At 68.0% G+C, this 16,673-nt stretch carries 18 protein-coding genes; 12 read left to right on the top strand and 6 right to left on the bottom strand.

All coding sequences use genetic code 11. The annotated features are described in order from the left end of the window. Positions 1-240: 240 nt before the first annotated feature. Positions 241-1,314 (bottom strand): CobW family GTP-binding protein, encoded by a 1,074-nt coding sequence (locus ACAD63_RS21215; RefSeq protein WP_135704204.1) that lies wholly within the window; start codon positions 1,312-1,314, stop codon positions 241-243. Positions 1,315-1,344: 30 nt separating this feature from the next. Beyond that, positions 1,345-1,851: a Fur family transcriptional regulator gene (locus tag ACAD63_RS21210; RefSeq protein WP_133098131.1), complete on the bottom strand. Its 507-nt coding sequence runs from the start codon at positions 1,849-1,851 to the stop codon at positions 1,345-1,347. 147 nt (positions 1,852-1,998) lie between these two features. On the opposite strand from ACAD63_RS21210, the gene ACAD63_RS21205 reads away from it, so the two are divergent. The 5 genes from ACAD63_RS21205 (at position 1,999) to ACAD63_RS21185 (ending at position 6,913) form a co-directional block, all read left to right on the top strand. After that, the gene (locus ACAD63_RS21205; protein WP_133098132.1) at positions 1,999-2,898 is read left to right on the top strand and encodes an alpha/beta fold hydrolase; all 900 of its coding nucleotides are present in this window, start codon (positions 1,999-2,001) and stop codon (positions 2,896-2,898) included. A gap of 291 nt (positions 2,899-3,189) precedes the next feature. Further along, on the top strand, positions 3,190-4,176 hold the full coding sequence (locus tag ACAD63_RS21200) for a tripartite tricarboxylate transporter substrate-binding protein (RefSeq protein WP_135704206.1): 987 nt from the start codon (positions 3,190-3,192) through the stop codon (positions 4,174-4,176). A 263-nt stretch (positions 4,177-4,439) separates the two neighbouring features. Continuing rightward, positions 4,440-4,976 (top strand): ATP-dependent protease subunit HslV, encoded by a 537-nt coding sequence (hslV, locus tag ACAD63_RS21195; RefSeq protein ID WP_012351483.1) that lies wholly within the window; start codon positions 4,440-4,442, stop codon positions 4,974-4,976. A 37-nt stretch (positions 4,977-5,013) separates the two neighbouring features. Next, complete coding sequence (gene hslU / locus ACAD63_RS21190) at positions 5,014-6,345, top strand: ATP-dependent protease ATPase subunit HslU (RefSeq protein WP_133098134.1); 1,332 nt, start codon at positions 5,014-5,016, stop codon at positions 6,343-6,345. Between the two features lie 238 nt (positions 6,346-6,583). Then, positions 6,584-6,913, top strand: a complete 330-nt coding sequence (locus ACAD63_RS21185) for a hypothetical protein (RefSeq protein ID WP_195428583.1) — start codon at positions 6,584-6,586, stop codon at positions 6,911-6,913. Between the two features lie 33 nt (positions 6,914-6,946). On the opposite strand, the gene ACAD63_RS21180 is transcribed toward ACAD63_RS21185, so the two are convergent. Then, on the bottom strand, positions 6,947-7,558 hold the full coding sequence (locus ACAD63_RS21180; protein ID WP_133098136.1) for a response regulator transcription factor: 612 nt from the start codon (positions 7,556-7,558) through the stop codon (positions 6,947-6,949). Between the two features lie 21 nt (positions 7,559-7,579). After that, positions 7,580-8,977 (bottom strand): ATP-binding protein, encoded by a 1,398-nt coding sequence (locus ACAD63_RS21175; RefSeq protein ID WP_135704208.1) that lies wholly within the window; start codon positions 8,975-8,977, stop codon positions 7,580-7,582. Between the two features lie 175 nt (positions 8,978-9,152). Between ACAD63_RS21175 and ACAD63_RS21170 the strand changes: the two genes are divergently transcribed. Beyond that, positions 9,153-9,638, top strand: coding sequence for a copper chaperone PCu(A)C (locus ACAD63_RS21170; RefSeq protein ID WP_133098138.1), 486 nt, complete (start codon positions 9,153-9,155; stop codon positions 9,636-9,638). Between the two features lie 190 nt (positions 9,639-9,828). Here the strand turns inward: ACAD63_RS21170 and ACAD63_RS21165 are convergent, their stop codons facing one another. After that, entirely contained in the window at positions 9,829-10,764 is a 936-nt protein-coding gene (locus ACAD63_RS21165) for a LysR family transcriptional regulator (RefSeq protein ID WP_133098139.1), read from the bottom strand. A gap of 94 nt (positions 10,765-10,858) precedes the next feature. Here ACAD63_RS21165 and ACAD63_RS21160 point away from each other — a divergent pair, with 94 nt between their 5' ends. Continuing rightward, on the top strand, positions 10,859-11,410 hold the full coding sequence (locus ACAD63_RS21160; protein ID WP_195428585.1) for a DMT family transporter: 552 nt from the start codon (positions 10,859-10,861) through the stop codon (positions 11,408-11,410). Here the strand turns inward: ACAD63_RS21160 and ACAD63_RS21155 are convergent. Then, a complete protein-coding gene (locus ACAD63_RS21155) occupies positions 11,383-11,613 on the bottom strand; it encodes a cysteine-rich CWC family protein (protein ID WP_135704214.1) in 231 nt (76 codons plus the stop codon). The two genes, ACAD63_RS21160 and ACAD63_RS21155, sit on opposite strands and share 28 nt — an antisense overlap. A 313-nt stretch (positions 11,614-11,926) precedes the next feature. On the opposite strand from ACAD63_RS21155, the gene argB reads away from it, so the two are divergent. The 5 genes from argB to metW all read left to right on the top strand — a co-directional run bounded on the left by argB (position 11,927) and on the right by metW (position 16,625). Then, the gene (gene argB / locus ACAD63_RS21150; RefSeq protein ID WP_084254770.1) at positions 11,927-12,844 is read left to right on the top strand and encodes an acetylglutamate kinase; all 918 of its coding nucleotides are present in this window, start codon (positions 11,927-11,929) and stop codon (positions 12,842-12,844) included. Positions 12,845-12,910: 66 nt separating this feature from the next. Next, entirely contained in the window at positions 12,911-13,870 is a 960-nt protein-coding gene (locus ACAD63_RS21145) for a pyrimidine 5'-nucleotidase (protein ID WP_434033228.1), read from the top strand. Next, positions 13,867-14,547 (top strand): nucleoid occlusion factor SlmA, encoded by a 681-nt coding sequence (slmA, locus tag ACAD63_RS21140; RefSeq protein WP_195428588.1) that lies wholly within the window; start codon positions 13,867-13,869, stop codon positions 14,545-14,547. The genes ACAD63_RS21145 and slmA overlap by 4 nt, the downstream gene beginning before the upstream one ends. A gap of 288 nt (positions 14,548-14,835) precedes the next feature. Beyond that, complete coding sequence (gene metX / locus ACAD63_RS21135; protein WP_434033227.1) at positions 14,836-16,017, top strand: homoserine O-succinyltransferase MetX; 1,182 nt, start codon at positions 14,836-14,838, stop codon at positions 16,015-16,017. Next, the gene (gene metW, locus ACAD63_RS21130) at positions 16,014-16,625 is read left to right on the top strand and encodes a methionine biosynthesis protein MetW (protein ID WP_063241126.1); all 612 of its coding nucleotides are present in this window, start codon (positions 16,014-16,016) and stop codon (positions 16,623-16,625) included. Before metX ends, metW begins: the two co-directional genes overlap by 4 nt. The last annotated feature ends 48 nt before the right edge of the window (positions 16,626-16,673 follow it).

Genomic DNA, 16,673 nt, shown 5'->3' with positions numbered 1-16,673 from the left:
GGCGGCCTGCCTCATGCTGACGACGACCGCCGCCCTGCGGCCCGCCTGTTCAGCGGACCATACCGGCGGCGGAAAAAAGGTGCGCCACCGGTATCAAATCCGGCCTATTGTACTTGAACAAATTTTTCCGAGATACGGGGGAAAGCCAGCCAGCACTTCGGTATTTCCCCGGTACCCCGAACGGGGGTGGCCGTGAACGGTGTCCGAAGGTAGGGACCGCGCATGCGGCGGTCCGTGCACTCAGGCCAGGCAGTTCTCCAGGCCCTTGAGGATGGCGTCCCGCGGCAGGTCCACGCCGATAAATACCATCTTGGTGCCCGGCGTCTCGTCTTCCCACTTGGCGCCGATATCGCTGCCCATCAACTGGTGGACGCCCTGAAACACGACTTTCCGGTCCACGCCCTCCATATATAGTACGCCCTTGTAGCGCAGCAGTTTCTCCCCGTACACCGCCAGGATCCCCGACAGGAATTCCTCCAGCTTGCCGTAGTGGAAGGGCTTTTCGCTGCGGAAGACGAACGACGCGATGCGGTCGGTATGGTGGTGGTGATGGTGGTGGTCGTGCCCGTGGCCATGGTGGTGGTCGTGGTCATGGCCGCAGTCGGTGCCGCAATGCTCGCCGTGCTCGTGGTCATGATCGTGGTCATGCTCGTCGGCGCGCAGGAATTCTGGGTCAAGCTCCAGCTTCTCGTTCAGGTTGAAGCCGCGCAGGTCGAAGATGGTGTCGATCGGCGTCTCGCCGAAATGGGCGGGGCGGATCGGCGCGCGCGGGTTCATGTGCAGCAGGCGGTGGCGCAGCTCGGCCACGTCGCCCTCGCTGACCAGGTCGGACTTGGTGATGAAGATGGCATCGGCAAAGCCCACCTGGCGCTGCGCCTCTTCCTGCTTGTCCAGCTGCAGGTGCGCGTGCTTGGCATCGACCAGCGTGATCACCGCGTCGAGCAGGTAGCGCGAGGCGATTTCCTCGTCCATGAAGAAGGTCTGCGCCACCGGGCCCGGGTTGGCCACGCCGGTGGTCTCGATCACCACGCGGTCGAAGTCGATCTCGCCGGCGTCGCGGCGCGTCAGCAGTTCTGACAGCGCCTGCACCAGGTCACCGCGGATGGTGCAGCAGATGCAGCCGTTGCTCATCTGCACGATCTGTTCGCGGCCGTCCTGCACCAGGATCTCGTTGTCGATGTTTTCCTCGCCGAACTCGTTCTCGATCACGGCGATCTTCATGCCGTGCTGCTCGTTCAGGATGCGCTTGAGCAGGGTGGTCTTGCCGCTGCCGAGGAAGCCGGTCAGGATCGTGACCGGGGTCAGTTTGGACATTTGTTGTTCTCCGGGAAATGAGAGTGCCGGTCAGTGGGCGGCGGGCGTACGCTTGCCGCACTCGGCGCAGACGCCGTTCACGGTCAGTTCGACATGTTCGATGGCAAAGCCGCTGGGCACGCGCGGCGCGGCCGGCTGGGCCGGGGCGCTGGCGTCGTCCAGGCAGAAAGTGCGGTCGCAGCGGGTGCAGTGGAAATGGCTGTGCTGGCGGTGTTCCTGCGCGCGCGCGGCCTCGTGCTCGACCAGGCTGAAGCGGAACACGCGGTCGTTGCCGGCGCGCTTCTGCGCCACGCCTTGCTCCACCAGCCAGTCCAGCACGCGGTACACGGTGACGCGGTCGATGGTCTCGCCCTGCTCGGGCAGGTGGTCGATCACGGCCTGGTGGGTCAGCGCTTCGTCGCTGCCGATCAGGCAGGCCAGGATGCACAGCCGCGGCTGCGTCACGCGCGCGCCCAGTTGGCGCAGGCGCTCGTGGGCGGCTTCAAGGATGGCGGGCGCCGGTCCAGGGGCCGGCCCGTCCGGGCTAATGCGGGTCATGGGCCGATTTAACCATAGGCCCACGGTTGATGCAATTCAGTTGCAACGGTCCGTGGATGCGCCCGGTAGTCCCCGGTAGTCACGGGCGGCGCCGAGGGCGGGGTTTGCGCCTATGATCGACAAGCGACCCAGGAGCGGAGACAAGCCATGCTGAACGACGCCAGCGCGCTGCTGTTCCCTAATTTCGAGCCCTTCCGGCACCGCATCGGCGAGGTCGAGATCGCCGGCGTGCAGGGCGGCTCCGGCCCGCCGCTGCTGCTGTTGCACGGCCATCCGCAAAGCCACCTGATCTGGCACCGGGTGGCGCCAACGCTGGCCGACCACTTCACCGTGATCGCCACCGACCTGCGCGGCTACGGCAGCAGTTCGGCGCCGCCGGGCAACGCCGGGCATGAGCACTACAGCAAGCGCGCCATGGCGCAGGACCAGGTCGGGCTGATGGCGAAGTTCGGTTTCACGCGCTTTGCGCTGTGCGGCCACGACCGCGGCGCGCGCGTGGCGCACCGGCTCTGCGCCGACCACCCCGAAACCGTGAGCCGTGCCATGCTGCTCGACATCGCGCCCACGCTGGCCATGTACGAGCGCACCAGCATGGCCTTTGCCGCGGCCTACTGGCACTGGTTCTTCCTGATCCAGCCCGCGCCGTTCCCCGAGACGCTGATCAACGCCGAGCCCGAGTTCTACCTGCAGAAGCTGGTCGGCCTGCGCCACGCCGGCCCGAGCCCGTTCGCCCCGGACGCGATGGCCGCCTACGTGGCGGCCATGCGCGACCCGGCGCGGGTGCACGCCATGTGCGAGGACTACCGCGCCGCCGCCACCATCGACCTTGAGCACGACCGCGCCGACCGCGAGGCCGGACGCCGGCTGGCGCTGCCACTGCGCGTGCTGTGGGGCGAGCACGGTGTGGTGGCGCGCTGCTTCGAGCCGCTCGGGCTGTGGCAGGAGGTAGCCGCCGATGTCAGCGGCAAGGCGCTGCCGTGCGGGCACTACCTCCCGGAAGAAGCCCCCGAACCGCTACTTGAGGAAATGCTCGGTTTTTTCCGTTGAGCAGCGCCACATGTCGCAAAAGCGTGCCTTTGCGGCCGATCCCTGCCTGTTTTCCGGATTTCCCGCCATATGCCGCGGATTGCAGGCGGGTTAGCCCCTATACCTGCGCATTGTCTGGAGTTGCTAACATCATCCCCCGCCCTTGCGGTTTACCGCAGGGGCAGCGGCGCCAGCCGGTCATGGTCCAAGCGCGGCTAGTGAGACCGCGCCAGAGCGCCCCCGCACGAGCAGGGGCCAAGCCGGCGGCAATGCATTGCAAGACGGGTATTGAAGGAACCAGGAGAAGAGAGCATGAAACGAGTGGCAAAGACGATCGCGGCCGCGCTGGCAGTCAGCGCGATGGGCGTGGCGGCAGGCGCGTACGCGCAGGAATTCCCGGGCGGCAAGCCCATTTCGGCCGTGGTGCCGTTCTCGGCGGGCGGCCCGACCGACAAGCTCTCGCGCGAACTGACCGCGATCATGTCCAAGCACCTGGGCGCGACCATCGTGATCGAAAACCTGGGCGGCGCCGGTGGCACCATCGGTGCCAAGAAGGTGGTCCAGGCCAAGAACGACGGCCACACCGTGCTGATCCACCATATCGGCATGGCCACGGCCCCGGCGCTGTACCGCAACCTGGGCTTCGATCCGCTGAAGGACTTCGAGATGGTCGGTGAAATCGCCGACGTGCCGATGATCCTGGTCGGCAACAAGCAGCTGCCGCCGAACAGCTTCAAGGAACTGCTGCCGTACATCAAGGCCAACGCCGCCAAGCTGTCGCTGGCCAACGCCGGCATCGGCTCGGCCTCGCACCTGTGCGGCCTGCTGTTCCAGAGCGCGATCCAGACCGAGCTGACCACCGTGCCGTACAAGGGCGCGGCGCCGGCGCTGACGGATATCCTGGGCGGCCAGGTCAACCTGCTGTGCGACCAGACCACCAACCTGGCCGGCCACCTGAAGGCCCACTCGGTCAAGCCGTACGCAGCCATGCAGGCGCGTCGCGTGGAGGCGTTCAAGGACGTCCCGACGGCAGCCGAACAGGGCATGCCTAACGTGGAAGTGAAGGTCTGGCACGCCATGTACGCGCCCAAGGGCACGCCCAAGCCGGTGATCGACAAGCTGTCGGCCGCCCTGCAGAAGGCCGTGGCCGACCCGGCGTTCCGCGCCAAGATGGCCGAGCTGGGCGCCGAAGCGGTGCCGGCACAGCGCGCCACGCCGGAATCGCTGCGCACCAACCTGACCGCCGAAATCAACAAGTGGACCCCGGTGATCAAGAAGGCCGGCGTATATGCCGACTGAGCCGACTGAGCGGACTGATCGGATTGCCAGGGCGCATCGCTTGAAGTGATGCGCCGGGCGCCATGGAAGGGCCATGCGGCAACGCATGGCCCTTTTTGCATCTGGGGGGAGGCGCACGAGGTGCAGCGGCAGGCCCGCGCCCGGCGTCCTATAGTGGTCAGACGCCCGCGCGGCGCGCCGCCTGTGTGGCCCGGCGCACGAAAGGGCTTGAAACGGCCGGGGGCGTCGCCAACTACGGTCGTGACATATTCACGGAAGCCACCATGGAACAGTATCACGGCACTACCATCGTCAGCGTTCGCCGCGGCAACCAGGTCGCACTTGGCGGTGATGGCCAGGTCACTCTCGGCAATATCGTGATGAAGGGCACCGCACGCAAGGTGCGCCGCATCTACAACGGCAAGGTGCTGGTCGGGTTTGCCGGCAGCACGGCCGATGCTTTCTCGCTGCTCGACCGCTTCGAAGCCAAGCTGGAAAAGTACCAGGGCAACCTGACCCGCGCCGCGGTCGACCTGGCCAAGGACTGGCGTTCGGACCGCGCGCTGCGCCGGCTGGAAGCCATGCTGATCACCGCCGACCGCGACACCACGCTGGTCATCACCGGCAACGGCGACGTGCTCGACCCCGAGGGCGGCATCGCCGCGATCGGCTCGGGCGGCGCGTACGCGCAGTCGGCCGCGAAGGCGCTGATGGAGAACACCGAGATGGCGCCGAAGGACGTGGTCGAGAAAGCGCTGACCATCGCCGGCGAGCTCTGCATCTACACCAATACCAACTTCGTCATTGAGACGCTGGAATAAGCGAAGGCGGCAACGCGCGCCCTACTGAACGGATACCATGTCGCACACCATGACCCCGTCGGAAATCGTTTCCGAACTCGACAAGCACATCATCGGCCAGGACAAGGCCAAGAAGGCCGTGGCGGTGGCGCTGCGCAACCGCTGGCGCCGCCAGCAGGTGGCCGAGCCGCTGCGCCAGGAAATCACGCCCAAGAACATCCTGATGATCGGCCCGACCGGCGTCGGCAAGACCGAGATCGCCCGCCGCCTGGCCAAGCTGGCCGACGCGCCGTTCATCAAGATTGAAGCGACCAAGTTCACCGAGGTGGGCTATGTCGGCCGCGACGTCGACACCATCGTGCGCGACCTCGCCGAGATGGCGATCAAGCAGACGCGCGAATCCGAGATGAAGAAGGTGCGCACCAAGGCCGAGGACGCGGCCGAGGACCGCCTGCTCGACGTCCTGCTGCCGCCGCCGCGCGATATCGGCTTCTCGCAGCCGGAAGAGAAGGATTCCAACACGCGCCAGGTGTTCCGCAAGAAGCTGCGCGAGGGCCAGCTGGACGACAAGGAAATCGAGCTGGAACTCGCCGCCGGCGTGCCGAGCATGGACATCATGGGCCCGCCGGGCATGGAGGACATGACCGAGCAGATCCGCTCGATGTTCGCCGGCCTGGGCCAGGGCAAGAAGGCGCGCCGCAAGATGAAGGTGAAGGAAGCCTTCAAGCTGCTGGTCGACGAAGAGGCCGCCAAGCTGGTCAATGACGAGGAGCTCAAGCACAAGGCCATCGCCAACGTGGAGCAGAACGGCATCGTATTCCTGGACGAGATCGACAAGATCGCCAGCCGCAGCGAAATCGGCGGCGGCGAGGTGTCGCGCCAGGGCGTGCAGCGCGACCTGCTGCCGCTGGTGGAAGGCACCACGGTGAACACCAAGTACGGCATGATCAAGACCGACCATATCCTGTTCATTGCCTCGGGCGCGTTCCATCTGTCCAAGCCGAGCGACCTGATCCCCGAACTGCAGGGCCGCTTTCCGATCCGCGTGGAACTGGAGTCGCTGTCGGTGCAGGACTTCGAGGCCATCCTGACGCAGACCGATGCCAGCCTGACCAAGCAGTACCAGGCGCTGCTGAACACCGAAGAGGTCAACCTGGTGTTCGCGCCGGACGGCATCCGCCGACTTGCCGAGATCGCGTTCTCGGTCAACGAGAAGGTCGAGAACATCGGTGCGCGCCGTCTGTACACGGTGATGGAGCGGCTGCTGGAGGACCTGTCCTTCCACGCCACCAAGTCGTCGGGCGAGACCGTGACGATCGACGCGGCCTATGTCGACCAGCGCCTCGGCGACCTGGCCGGCAACGAAGACTTGTCGCGCTACGTGCTGTAAGCGGGCACGCAGGGCCGGAACAAGAAGGGCGCATCACGATGCGCCCTTTTTTTGTCGGGTCGCGGCTGGAATTTGTTGTCAGTACGTATCCGCCTGCCACATCGCGGTAAGCATCGTAAGCATTGGTAAGCACACTGGCGCACCCGCGCGCGGCAATGAGACCCTTGCGCACCTTGACGGTCGATTGACCGGTGCGGGAGCCACCGCATCCCACTCAAACCACTGCCAGGAGAAACCAATGGTCAACTACAAGACCCGCCGCGTGGTGCTTGCCACCGGAGGCTTGCTGGCCGCACTGGCCGCGGCCACGGCATTCCTTTGCATCCGTCCCGCCGTGCCTGCCGTGCAGACAGCCGAAGTCACGCAGGCCAAACCGGCCACACCTGCTGCACAGGCCAGCGCGCGCGGCGCCGCCAAGGCCGCGGCCGCCACGCTGGCGCTTGAAGCCGGCGCGCTGTTCTCGCTGTCGGACCGGCATGCGGGCGATGCCATGCGCATCGTCGCGCAGGGCGATACTGCCGAGTCCAGCGAAGGGCTGGACTGGGAACACGTGCAGCTGCGCCTGTAAGCGCGGCAGCCGCAATCCGGTTTCCCTACCCTTCTACCGCGACACCGGCCGCTTCCCCAGCTTGCGCTGCAAGGTACGCCGGTGCATGTTCAGCGCCCGCGCCGTGGCGGAGATATTGCCGCCATGCTCGGCCAGCACGCGCTGGATATGTTCCCACTCGAGCCGCGCCACCGACAGCGGCACCGGCTCTTCCAGCGCGGCCTGCGCCGCGTCTTCCGACACCCCCGCCATCAGCGCAGTCAGGATCGAATCGACATTGGCCGGCTTGGCCAGGTACTCGTCCGCGCCTTGCTTGACCGCCGCCACCGCGGTGGCGATGCTGGCATAGCCGGTCAGGATCAGGATGCGCGCGTCCGGCAGCGCCTGGCGCAGCGGCGCGACCAGCTGCAGGCCGGATTCGGCCGGCGCGGTGCTGCCGGCCTCGGGCGGCGGCTCAAGGTGCAGGTCGAGCGTGACGTAGGCAAAGTCGGTTCGGCCCGCCAGCGCCAGCGCGGTGCGGCCGTCATGGGCCACTTGCACGGCGTAGCCGCGGCGCATGAGCGCGCGTGCCAGCGTGCCGGCAAAGACTTCGTCGTCGTCGATGACGAGGAACGAAGTGCCCGCCGGCGCGGTGGCTTCGGGAACCGGTTGGAAGGTGTCGGTCATGGTCAGGAGTCGCGCGTGGGTTCAGGATGCGCTGCGCGCACGCGGCGCCGATAGCGTAGACAGTGCGGGCAGCCGCAGCTCGGCCACGGTGCCGCCGCCGGAGCGGTCGCGCCAGCCCAGCTCGCCGCCCATCTGGCGCGCGCCACTCTGCGCCAGGTACAGGCCGATGCCCTGGCCGCCGTGCTGGCTGGCCACCGGCATTTCGCCGAGCTGGCCGCGCAGTGCCTCGGGAATGCCGTCGCCATGGTCGGCGACGCGGAACGACAGCCACGGCGCCACGTGTCCCGGCTCCATGGCGATTTCCAGCTGCAGCGGCCGGCTGGAGCGGCCGGCGTTCTGCTGGGCGCGCGCTGCGTTGTCGAGCAGGATGGTCAGGATCTGGCCGACGCGCGCGGTCTCCACCGGCTGCGCGCCGGCGCCCGGCGTGGCGCTTGCCTGCAGGCTGGCGTTGGGATGGCGCAGCTGCCAGCGCTCGGCAAAGGCCGGCAGCCAGGCGTCCAGGCGCTGCGGCGCCAGCGTGGCCGAGTCCTCGCGCAGCCGCGCCAGCGTGGTGCGGCACAGCGCCAGCTGCTGCTCGACGGTCTGCAGGTCGGGCAGGTAGCTGCGGATCGGCGTGGCGCCCAGCGCCGCGTCGGAGGCATCGGCGCGCAGCTCGCCGGCGATCACCGCCAGCGTCGCCAGCGGCGTGCCGATCTCATGCGCCACCGCGGCGGCCTGGCCGTTGAGGTCTTCCACGCGCGCCTCGCGCAGCAGCTGCTCGCGCGCCAGGTTCAGCTGCGCCTCGCGCTGGCGCAGCACGCCCGACAGGCGCGCGACGAACATCGCGATCATCACCGCGCTGGCGACGAAGTTCAGCCACATGCCCGCCAGGTGGTAGTTCACCGCGTTGTCGGGGTTGTGCAGGTCCAGCGGCACGTATTCGAACAGCAGCACCGTGTAGCAGGCGAGCGCATAGACCGCCAGCGCGAGCACCTGCCGCCACGGCAGGATGGCCGCGGCGATGGCGAGGCCCGGCAGGTAGAACGACACGAAGGGATTGGTCGCGCCGCCGGTGTAGAACAGGATCGCCGACAGCGCGGTCAGGTCCACCAGCAGCTGCCCCATCAGTTCGGCTTCGCCGGGCGCCGTGTTGCGCCGCGTGTGCTGGCGCAGGCGCAGCGCCGTGATCAGGTTGAACAGCGCCTGGAGCCCGAGCACCACCATCAGCGGCCCATACGGCAGCCGGATGCCGGCGATCGGGTCGCAGGCCAGCAGCGTCAGCGCCTGCCCCGACAGCAGCGCCCAGCGCAGCCAGAACAGCCGCCGCAGCGTCACCTGGCCGTGGCGCGGCGAGCTGGCGGCCGGCAAGGGCGACAGGAAGGGCAGGTCAGGCAAGCGGGATGAGGGGGATGAGGGGGACACGGCTGCGGCGGTGGTCATGGCGCGAGTGTATCAATGCGGCCGGAAGGTGCCGGCGCGTGCGACACCTTGCCGCATTGGCGGCGCGCCGCCGCGGCTGCCAGACTAGCCGGCTTTGGCCGGCCCGCATGCCCTGGCATGCCTGCACGCGGCGCGCGGTGCCATGTTCTAATCTCTGCTTTCAGGAGAGACAACGATGCAAGCCAAATTCCGCGCGGCCACGCTGGCCGCATCGATTGCCGCACTGGCCACGGCGCTGGCGTCCGGGGCCGCGCTGGCCCAGGTCGACGTCAGCAACGCCTGGGTGCGCGGCACGGTGCCGACGCAGGCCGCTTCGGGCGCGTTCATGGTGCTGCATGCGCACGAGAACGCGAAGCTGGTGGGTGTCTCGTCGCCGGTGGGCGAGGCCGAGATCCACGAGATGAAGATGGAAAACAACGTGATGCGCATGCGGCAGGTCAAGTCGCTCGACCTGCCCAAGATGAAGGACGTAGAGCTGAAGCCGGGCGGCTACCATGTGATGCTGATGGGCCTGAAGAGCCAGCTCAAGAAGGGCGACACCGTGCCCATCACGCTGAAGATCGAGCAGGGCGGCAAGGTGACCGAGCAGAAGGTCAACGCCGAAGTGCGCGACATGGTGCCGGGCGGCGGCCACGCCGGCCACGGCGATCACATGCACTGATCAGCAGAAGCCAGGCCTGGCCCTGGCCGCCAGCCATCATGGCCAACAAGCAGCACGGCACGCGTCAGAAACTGGTGTTCCGCGGGGGCACGCCGCCCGCACGGCCTGCATCCCCCGAACCGCCGGCAAGGCGCCGTGACGCCCGGCCGCAGCCGCCGGTGCCGGGTGCCGCCAAGCCGGCGCGGCGGCGTCAGCCGCGCAAGCTGATCGGCTCTTCCGATTCCTGACTGGCCGCCGCCGCCAGCACGCGCTCGCGCAGCCAGGCGTGGGCCGGATCGGCTTCGGTGCGCTCGTGCCAGATCATGCTGAAGGTGAAGTCTTCCAGCGCAAACGGCGGCTCGAAGATGGCGTAGCGCGAGTCTTCCTCCAGCGCCGACAGGCTGCGCCGCGCCGTGGTCAGCACCAGGTTGGTCCCGGCGATCAGCGCCGGCGCCACGCTCCAGTGCGGCACCACGCAGGCGATCTTGCGCCGCCCGCCCAGCCTGGCGACCGCGGCGTCGATCGCGTCCATGCGTTCGCTGTGGGTGGCCACCAGCACATGCGAGCGCGCCAGGTAGGCCACCTGGTCGAGCCGGCCGGTGTCGCGCACCGTGGCCGCGTCCACCGCGCAGGCATAGCTTTCCCGGAACAATTCGGCCGACTGCACGCCTTCGGGCTGGTAGCTGAACACGCCCAGCGCCATGTCTATCTCGCCATCGGCCACCTGCGCCGTCATGCCCTCGCGGCTGGCCTGCGACACCACCAGGTCGATATTGGGCGCGGCCTTGCGCAAGGCGCGCAGCAGCCGCGGCAGCACCACCAGCGCACCGTAGTCGGACATCGCGAGGCGGAAGCTGCGGCGCGCGGTGGCGGGCTGGAAGCCGCTCGGCCCCAGCAGGATGCGCACCTGCGACAGCGCTTCGGCCAGCGGGCCGGACAGCTCATGGGCGCGTGCGCTCAGCACCAGGCCGCCCTTGCCGCGTACCAGGATGGGATCGTCGAGCAGCTGCCGCAGCCGCCCCAGCGCATGGCTGACCGCCGGCTGGCTCAGGTGCAGGCGCAGCGCGGCGCGTGAGATGTGGCGCTCGGCGAGCAGTGCTTCAAGCACCACCAGCAGGTTGAGGTCGATTCCGCGTAGGCTATTCATTCGGCGAATATTAAACGTATGAAAGCAGAATTGGGAATTCGCTTTGCGATATTTCAAACTGTCAGGCATCGCAGTTTGCCCTACGGAGCGTGACATGTCAGGCATCCAGTTGCCGAATTCTTTCCCGATTTCCTTGCTGTTGCCCCTAGTGTTGCCCCTTGCCACCGCCGTGCTGGCGGGCGCCGTGATCCCGTTCCAGGCGGGCGCCAACGCCACGCTGGCGCGTACGCTGGGACATCCGCTGGGGGCGACGCTGGTGTCGCTGCTGGTCAGCCTGGCGGCGCTGCTGCCCCTGCTATGGCTGCTGCGCGTGCCGCTGCCCGCGGCATCGGTGCTGGCGCGCGCGCCGGCGTGGACGTGGATTGGCGGGGTGCTGGGGGTGTTCTATATCTCGGCCGCCCTGGTGATGGCGCCGAAGCTCGGCGCGGCCGGCTTTATTGCCGCGGTGGTGGCGGGGCAGGTGCTGGCCGCGCTGGCCGTCGACCAGTTCGGCCTGGCCGGATTCGCGGTGCGGGCCATGACGCCGGCGCGGCTGGCGGGCGCCACGCTGATCGTGGTGGGGATGCTGGTGATGCAGTGGAGCAGCGCCGGCGCGTCGTCCGGCCCTGTGCCGGCGGTTCAGCCCTCGGCGGGCTCCGGCGCCTGATCGCCGCGCTGGCGCGCCGCCAGGCAGCTGGGGCACAGGCAGTGCTGGCCGGGCACGATGCGCCGTGCCGGCAGCAGCGGCTGGCTGGCGCACCAGCACTCGCGCAGCCCAGCCACGTAGCCGCAGACGAAGCCGGCGCCGCATTGGCTGCAATGCTCGACGGGGCGAAGCTGGCCGGTCAGGACGGTGGCGGGATCGGTCATGGTGCGGGAACTGATACGGCGGGAACTGGTACGGCGAAGCGCAAGACAAACGGCAAAGGCCGCGAAAGAAGCTGTGCTGTTGCGCGAACGGAACGCCGGCGGGCCGCCGTGGTGCCCCGTGCGGCGCTTGCGGGGCGGATGGCCGGACCTGCCCGGGCCGCGGGACTCGCGCCCCGCGCGGTTTCTTGTAAAATCGGCGCCTGCCATAGCCGGATGGCGCACTTTCGGGCGATCCCTGTTGCGCGCTGTTGCGTTTTCCGCCGGCTACGCGGCTGTTAGCCATCATACCTGTTGAATCTCACGGATGTCCCCCATGAACGCCGACAACCCCGGGCCTGCCGCGACTGCGGTGGCCGCCATCGCTCCCGCACTGAAAGCCGAGATCCTCGCCGAGGCGCTGCCGTATATCCGCAAGTTCCACGGCAAGACCATCGTGGTGAAGTACGGCGGCAATGCCATGACCGAAGAAAAGCTCAAGCACGGCTTCGCGCGCGACGTGATCCTGCTGAAGCTGGTCGGCATGAACCCGGTGGTGGTGCACGGCGGCGGCCCGCAGATCGATGAGGCGCTGAAGAAGGTCGGCAAGGTCGGCACCTTCGTGCAAGGCATGCGCGTCACCGACGAAGAGACCATGGAAGTGGTCGAGTGGGTGCTCGGCGGCGAAGTCCAGCAGGACATCGTGATGCTGATCAACCAGTACGGCGGCCAGGCCGTGGGCCTGACCGGCAAGGACGGCGGCCTGATCCGCGCCAAGCGCCTGCAGATGCCCGACCGCGAGAACCCGGGCGCGTTCATCGATATCGGCTACGTGGGCGATATCGAGGCGATCAACCCGGCCGTGGTCAAGGCGCTGCAGGATGACGCCTTCATCCCGGTCATCTCGCCGATCGGCTTCTCCGACGACGGCCAGGCCTACAACATCAACGCTGACGTGGTCGCCGGCAAGATGGCCGAGATCCTGAAGGCCGAGAAGCTGGTGATGATGACCAACATCCCGGGCGTGATGGACAAAAAGGGCAACCTGCTGACCGACCTGACCGCGCGCGAGATCGAGGAGCTGTTCGCCGACGGCACCATCTCGGGCGGCATGCTGCCGAAGATCTCGTCGGCGCTGGACGCAGCCAAGAGCGGCGTGCATTCGGTGCACATTGTCGACGGCCGCATCGAGCATTCGCTGCTGCTGGAAATCCTGACCGAGCAGGCGTTCGGCACCATGATCCGCTCGCACTGAGCGGCACCGCCGGGGCGGGCCACAACCGGCTGCCCCGGCATCCCATCATCTCCAGAGTCGCCCGGCGTGCCTACCAGTCTTCCTCCTCCGCGCCGTGTCCGCGCTCGCCTGCGCCGCCGTCCCGCCGGGGACAACTCGGGGCGCACGGTCTGGCTGTTCGACCTCGACAACACGCTGCACGATGCCTCGCACGCGATCTTCCCGGCGATCAACCGGCTGATGACCGCCTACGTGGCGCGCGTGCTCGGTTGCGACGAGGCCACCGCCAGCCGCGTGCGGGTGGACTACTGGCAGCGCTACGGCGCGACGCTGCTCGGCATGATCCGCCACCATGGCGTCGATCCCGCCGACTTCCTGCGCGCGGCGCATGAATTCCCGGCGCTGGCCGGGATGGTGCGCGTGCAGCGCGGGCTGGCGGCGCACCTGCGGCGCCTGCCGGGGCGCAAGCTCCTGGTCACCAACGCCCCCCAGGACTATGCGCGCGCTGTGCTGGACATCGCCGGCATCGGCCATTGCTTCGAGCGCGTGGTGGCGATCGAGCAGATGTGGGTGCATGGCCACCTGCGGCCCAAGCCGGACCGCCGCATGCTGCGGCGCCTGCTGGCGCAGGCGCGCGTGGCGCCGCATCGCGCGGTGCTGGTGGAGGACACCGTGTCGCACCTCAAGCGCTATGCCGGCACCGGCATCCGCACCGCCTGGGTGACCGGCTACCTGCGCACCATGGCGCCGTCGCGCCCGCATGACGTGCCTGGCGCGCCCAATTCGGCGCAAGACGATGGCAGCCGGCGCGATGCGGCGGTCCGCTCGACGCTCGAGGCGGAAGAAGACCGCCGCGCCGGCCACGCCGCGCAGGAGCATTCGGTCACGCTGGTGGCCGCGGAATCACAGGTTCCGCAGGCACCGCAGGCGCAGTCCGGCAACGCGCCTCGCGTGCGGGCCCGCGTGCCGAACCGGCCGGCCTATGTGGACATAAAAGTACAATCGATGCATCAACTCCAACGACGAATGCGGAGAAACGGGTCATGACGCAAAGCAACGGGGACCAGCCGGAGGCAGTCATTGCAGGCGGAGCCGACGAGATGGACACACCCGCGGACACGCCCGCGGCGCCTGCCGCGCCGGCGCGCAAGCGCCCGCGGCCGGGCGAGCGCCGCATCCAGATCCTGCAGACGCTGGCGACCATGCTCGAGCATCCGCGCGGGGAAAAGATCACCACCGCCGCGCTGGCCGCGCGCCTGAGCGTGTCCGAGGCGGCGCTGTATCGCCACTTCGCCAGCAAGGCGCAGATGTACGAGGGCCTGATCGGCTTTATCGAGCAGACCGTCTTCGGCCTGATCAACCAGATTGCCGACAAGGAAGAGCACGGCCTGCGCCAGGCGCAGGCGATCGTGCGCATGCTGCTGTCGTTTGCCGAGAAGAACCCGGGCATGACGCGCGTGCTGACCGGCGAGGCGCTGGTGGGCGAGCACGAGCGGCTGCAGGAACGCATCAACCAGGTGGTGGACCGCATCGAGGCCTCGCTGCGCCAGTGCCTGAAGGTGGCAGTGACGCAGGCCGAATTCCCCGCGGATGCCGACATCCCGGCGCGCGCCGCGCTGATCATGGCAACGGTGCAGGGCCAGTGGCACCGCTATGCCAAGAGCGGTTTCCGCAAGTCGCCGTCGGACCATGCCGAGGCGCATCTGCGGGTGCTGCTGGGCTGAAACCGACACGCCGGGCCGATTGCTCTATAATTGCCCGGTCGCGCCGATTTGATGACTGGCTTGCGGGCGCGCGGCAGCTACGGGACCAAGGGACCAAGGGACCCCGGTCCGGGCTGCCACTATAAATGCGGCTAAAGAGGTTGGGTCGGCGCCCCATGTCACCATGACAATGATCGCCGGCACGCGGAATCCCGCAAGGAATCCAGTGAATCCCGACTTGGCTGCGATGCTTCACACGCAAATGCCGGTCGGGTTTTTTTATGCCCGTTCGCCGCGGGCCCGGATTCCATGACTGATGTCGCCTTGCCGTCTGCGCCCAGCGCACTCGCCCCGCTGTCGACCGATTCGGTCGGCGTGGTTACGCCGCAGCGCATGCACTTCGCCGAGCCGCTGAAGCTGCGCAACGGCACGTCCCTCGCCGGCTACGACCTGATGGTCGAGACCTACGGCACGCTCAACGCGGCGCGCTCCAACGCGGTGCTGGTGTGCCACGCGCTCAATGCCTCGCACCATGTCGCCGGCGTCTACGCCGACAACCCGCGCGACCTGGGCTGGTGGGACAACATGGTGGGCCCGGGCAAGCCGCTCGACACCAACCGCTTCTTCGTCATCGGCGTCAACAACCTGGGCTCGTGCTTCGGCTCGACCGGGCCGATGAGCGTGAATCCCGCGACCGGCCTGCCTTATGGCGCGACGTTCCCGGTGGTGACGGTGGAGGACTGGGTCAACGCGCAGGCGCGCGTGGCCGACGCGTTCGGCATCACGCAGTTCGCCGGGGTCATGGGCGGCAGCCTCGGCGGCATGCAGGCGCTGGCCTGGAGCCTGATGTACCCGGACCGTCTGCGCCACTGCATCGTGGTCGCGTCCACGCCCAAGCTGTCGGCGCAGAACATCGCCTTCAACGAGGTGGCGCGCAGCGCCATCCTGTCGGATCCGGACTTCCACGGCGGCAACTACTACGCGCATGGCGTCAAGCCCAAGCGCGGGCTGCGCGTGGCGCGCATGATCGGCCATATCACCTACCTGTCGGACGAGGACATGGCGGAGAAGTTTGGCCGCGAGCTGAAGGCGGAAGACATCCGCTTCTCGTTCGATGTCGAGTTCCAGGTGGAAAGCTACCTGCGCTACCAGGGCGACAAGTTCGCCGAGTACTTCGACGCCAACACCTACCTGCTGATCACGCGCGCGCTGGACTACTTCGACCCGGCGCTGGCCTATGGCGGCGACCTGACCCGCGCCATCGCGCAGACGCAGGCGAGCTTCCTGGTGGCCAGCTTCAGCACCGACTGGCGCTTCGCGCCCAGCCGCAGCCGCGAGCTGGTCAAGGCGCTGCTGGACAACAAGCGCCCGGTCTCGTACGCCGAGATCGACGCGCCGCATGGCCACGATGCCTTCCTGCTCGACGACCCGCGCTACCACAACCTGATGCGCGCCTACTACGACCGCATCGCAGAGGAGATCGGCGCATGAACGCCCTGGCCAATCCCAATATCCTGGCGCTGCGCCCCGACTTCCGCGCGATCGCGCGCTGGATCGAACCCAACTCCACCGTGCTCGACCTGGGCTGCGGCGACGGCAGCCTGCTGCGCGTGCTGCAGGACGAGCTCGACGTGCAGGCGTACGGCATCGAGATCCGCGATGAAGGCGTGCTGGCGTGCGCGCAGAAGGGCGTGCATGTCATCCAGCAGAACCTGGAAGGCGGGCTGGCACTGTTCGAGGACAAGAGCTTCGACACGGTGATCCTGTCGCAGACGCTGCAGACCATCCACAACACCGCACAGGTGCTGCGCGACACGTTGCGGGTGGGGCGCGAGTGCATCGTGTCGTTCCCGAACTTCGGCTACTGGCCGCACCGGCTGTCGGTGTTCCGCGGGCGCATGCCGGTGTCGGAATCGCTGCCTTACCAGTGGTACAACACGCCCAACGTGCGCGTGCTGACCATCAGCGATTTCGAGGAGCTGGCGCCCACGGTCGGCTTGCGCGTCATCGACCGCGTGGTGATGCACGAGGGCATTACCGTTAACTGGGGCGTCAACTGGCGCGGCAGCCTGGCGGTGTACCGGGTCTGCGCGGCCTGACAGGCTTGGCCCTCCCGCACTGTCCCTGATAGTTGCGGCGGGCGCTGG

Source organism: Cupriavidus sp. a3, assembly GCF_051015765.1.
Classification (GTDB): Bacteria; Pseudomonadota; Gammaproteobacteria; order Burkholderiales; family Burkholderiaceae; genus Cupriavidus; species Cupriavidus oxalaticus_A.
The sequence above is the reverse complement of the archived record's forward strand: the minus strand, read 5'-3'. Positions and strand labels throughout refer to the sequence as shown.

Bases quoted from the DNA above. Each gene is read 5' to 3' on its own strand.
- ACAD63_RS21215 (WP_135704204.1), bottom strand. From the start codon at position 1,314: ATGTCCAAACTGACCCCGGTCACGATCCTGACCGGCTTCCTCGGCAGC.
- ACAD63_RS21205 (WP_133098132.1), top strand. From the start codon at position 1,999: ATGCTGAACGACGCCAGCGCGCTGCTGTTCCCTAATTTCGAGCCCTTC.
- slmA (WP_195428588.1), top strand. From the start codon at position 13,867: ATGACGCAAAGCAACGGGGACCAGCCGGAGGCAGTCATTGCAGGCGGA.
- argB (WP_084254770.1), top strand. From the start codon at position 11,927: ATGAACGCCGACAACCCCGGGCCTGCCGCGACTGCGGTGGCCGCCATC.
- ACAD63_RS21175 (WP_135704208.1), bottom strand. From the start codon at position 8,977: ATGACCACCGCCGCAGCCGTGTCCCCCTCATCCCCCTCATCCCGCTTG.
- ACAD63_RS21170 (WP_133098138.1), top strand. From the start codon at position 9,153: ATGCAAGCCAAATTCCGCGCGGCCACGCTGGCCGCATCGATTGCCGCA.
- ACAD63_RS21210 (WP_133098131.1), bottom strand. From the start codon at position 1,851: ATGACCCGCATTAGCCCGGACGGGCCGGCCCCTGGACCGGCGCCCGCC.
- ACAD63_RS21165 (WP_133098139.1), bottom strand. From the start codon at position 10,764: ATGAATAGCCTACGCGGAATCGACCTCAACCTGCTGGTGGTGCTTGAA.
- metX (WP_434033227.1), top strand. From the start codon at position 14,836: ATGACTGATGTCGCCTTGCCGTCTGCGCCCAGCGCACTCGCCCCGCTG.
- ACAD63_RS21180 (WP_133098136.1), bottom strand. From the start codon at position 7,558: ATGACCGACACCTTCCAACCGGTTCCCGAAGCCACCGCGCCGGCGGGC.
- hslV (WP_012351483.1), top strand. From the start codon at position 4,440: ATGGAACAGTATCACGGCACTACCATCGTCAGCGTTCGCCGCGGCAAC.
- ACAD63_RS21185 (WP_195428583.1), top strand. From the start codon at position 6,584: ATGGTCAACTACAAGACCCGCCGCGTGGTGCTTGCCACCGGAGGCTTG.
- hslU (WP_133098134.1), top strand. From the start codon at position 5,014: ATGTCGCACACCATGACCCCGTCGGAAATCGTTTCCGAACTCGACAAG.
- ACAD63_RS21160 (WP_195428585.1), top strand. From the start codon at position 10,859: ATGTCAGGCATCCAGTTGCCGAATTCTTTCCCGATTTCCTTGCTGTTG.
- ACAD63_RS21200 (WP_135704206.1), top strand. From the start codon at position 3,190: ATGAAACGAGTGGCAAAGACGATCGCGGCCGCGCTGGCAGTCAGCGCG.
- ACAD63_RS21155 (WP_135704214.1), bottom strand. From the start codon at position 11,613: ATGACCGATCCCGCCACCGTCCTGACCGGCCAGCTTCGCCCCGTCGAG.
- metW (WP_063241126.1), top strand. From the start codon at position 16,014: ATGAACGCCCTGGCCAATCCCAATATCCTGGCGCTGCGCCCCGACTTC.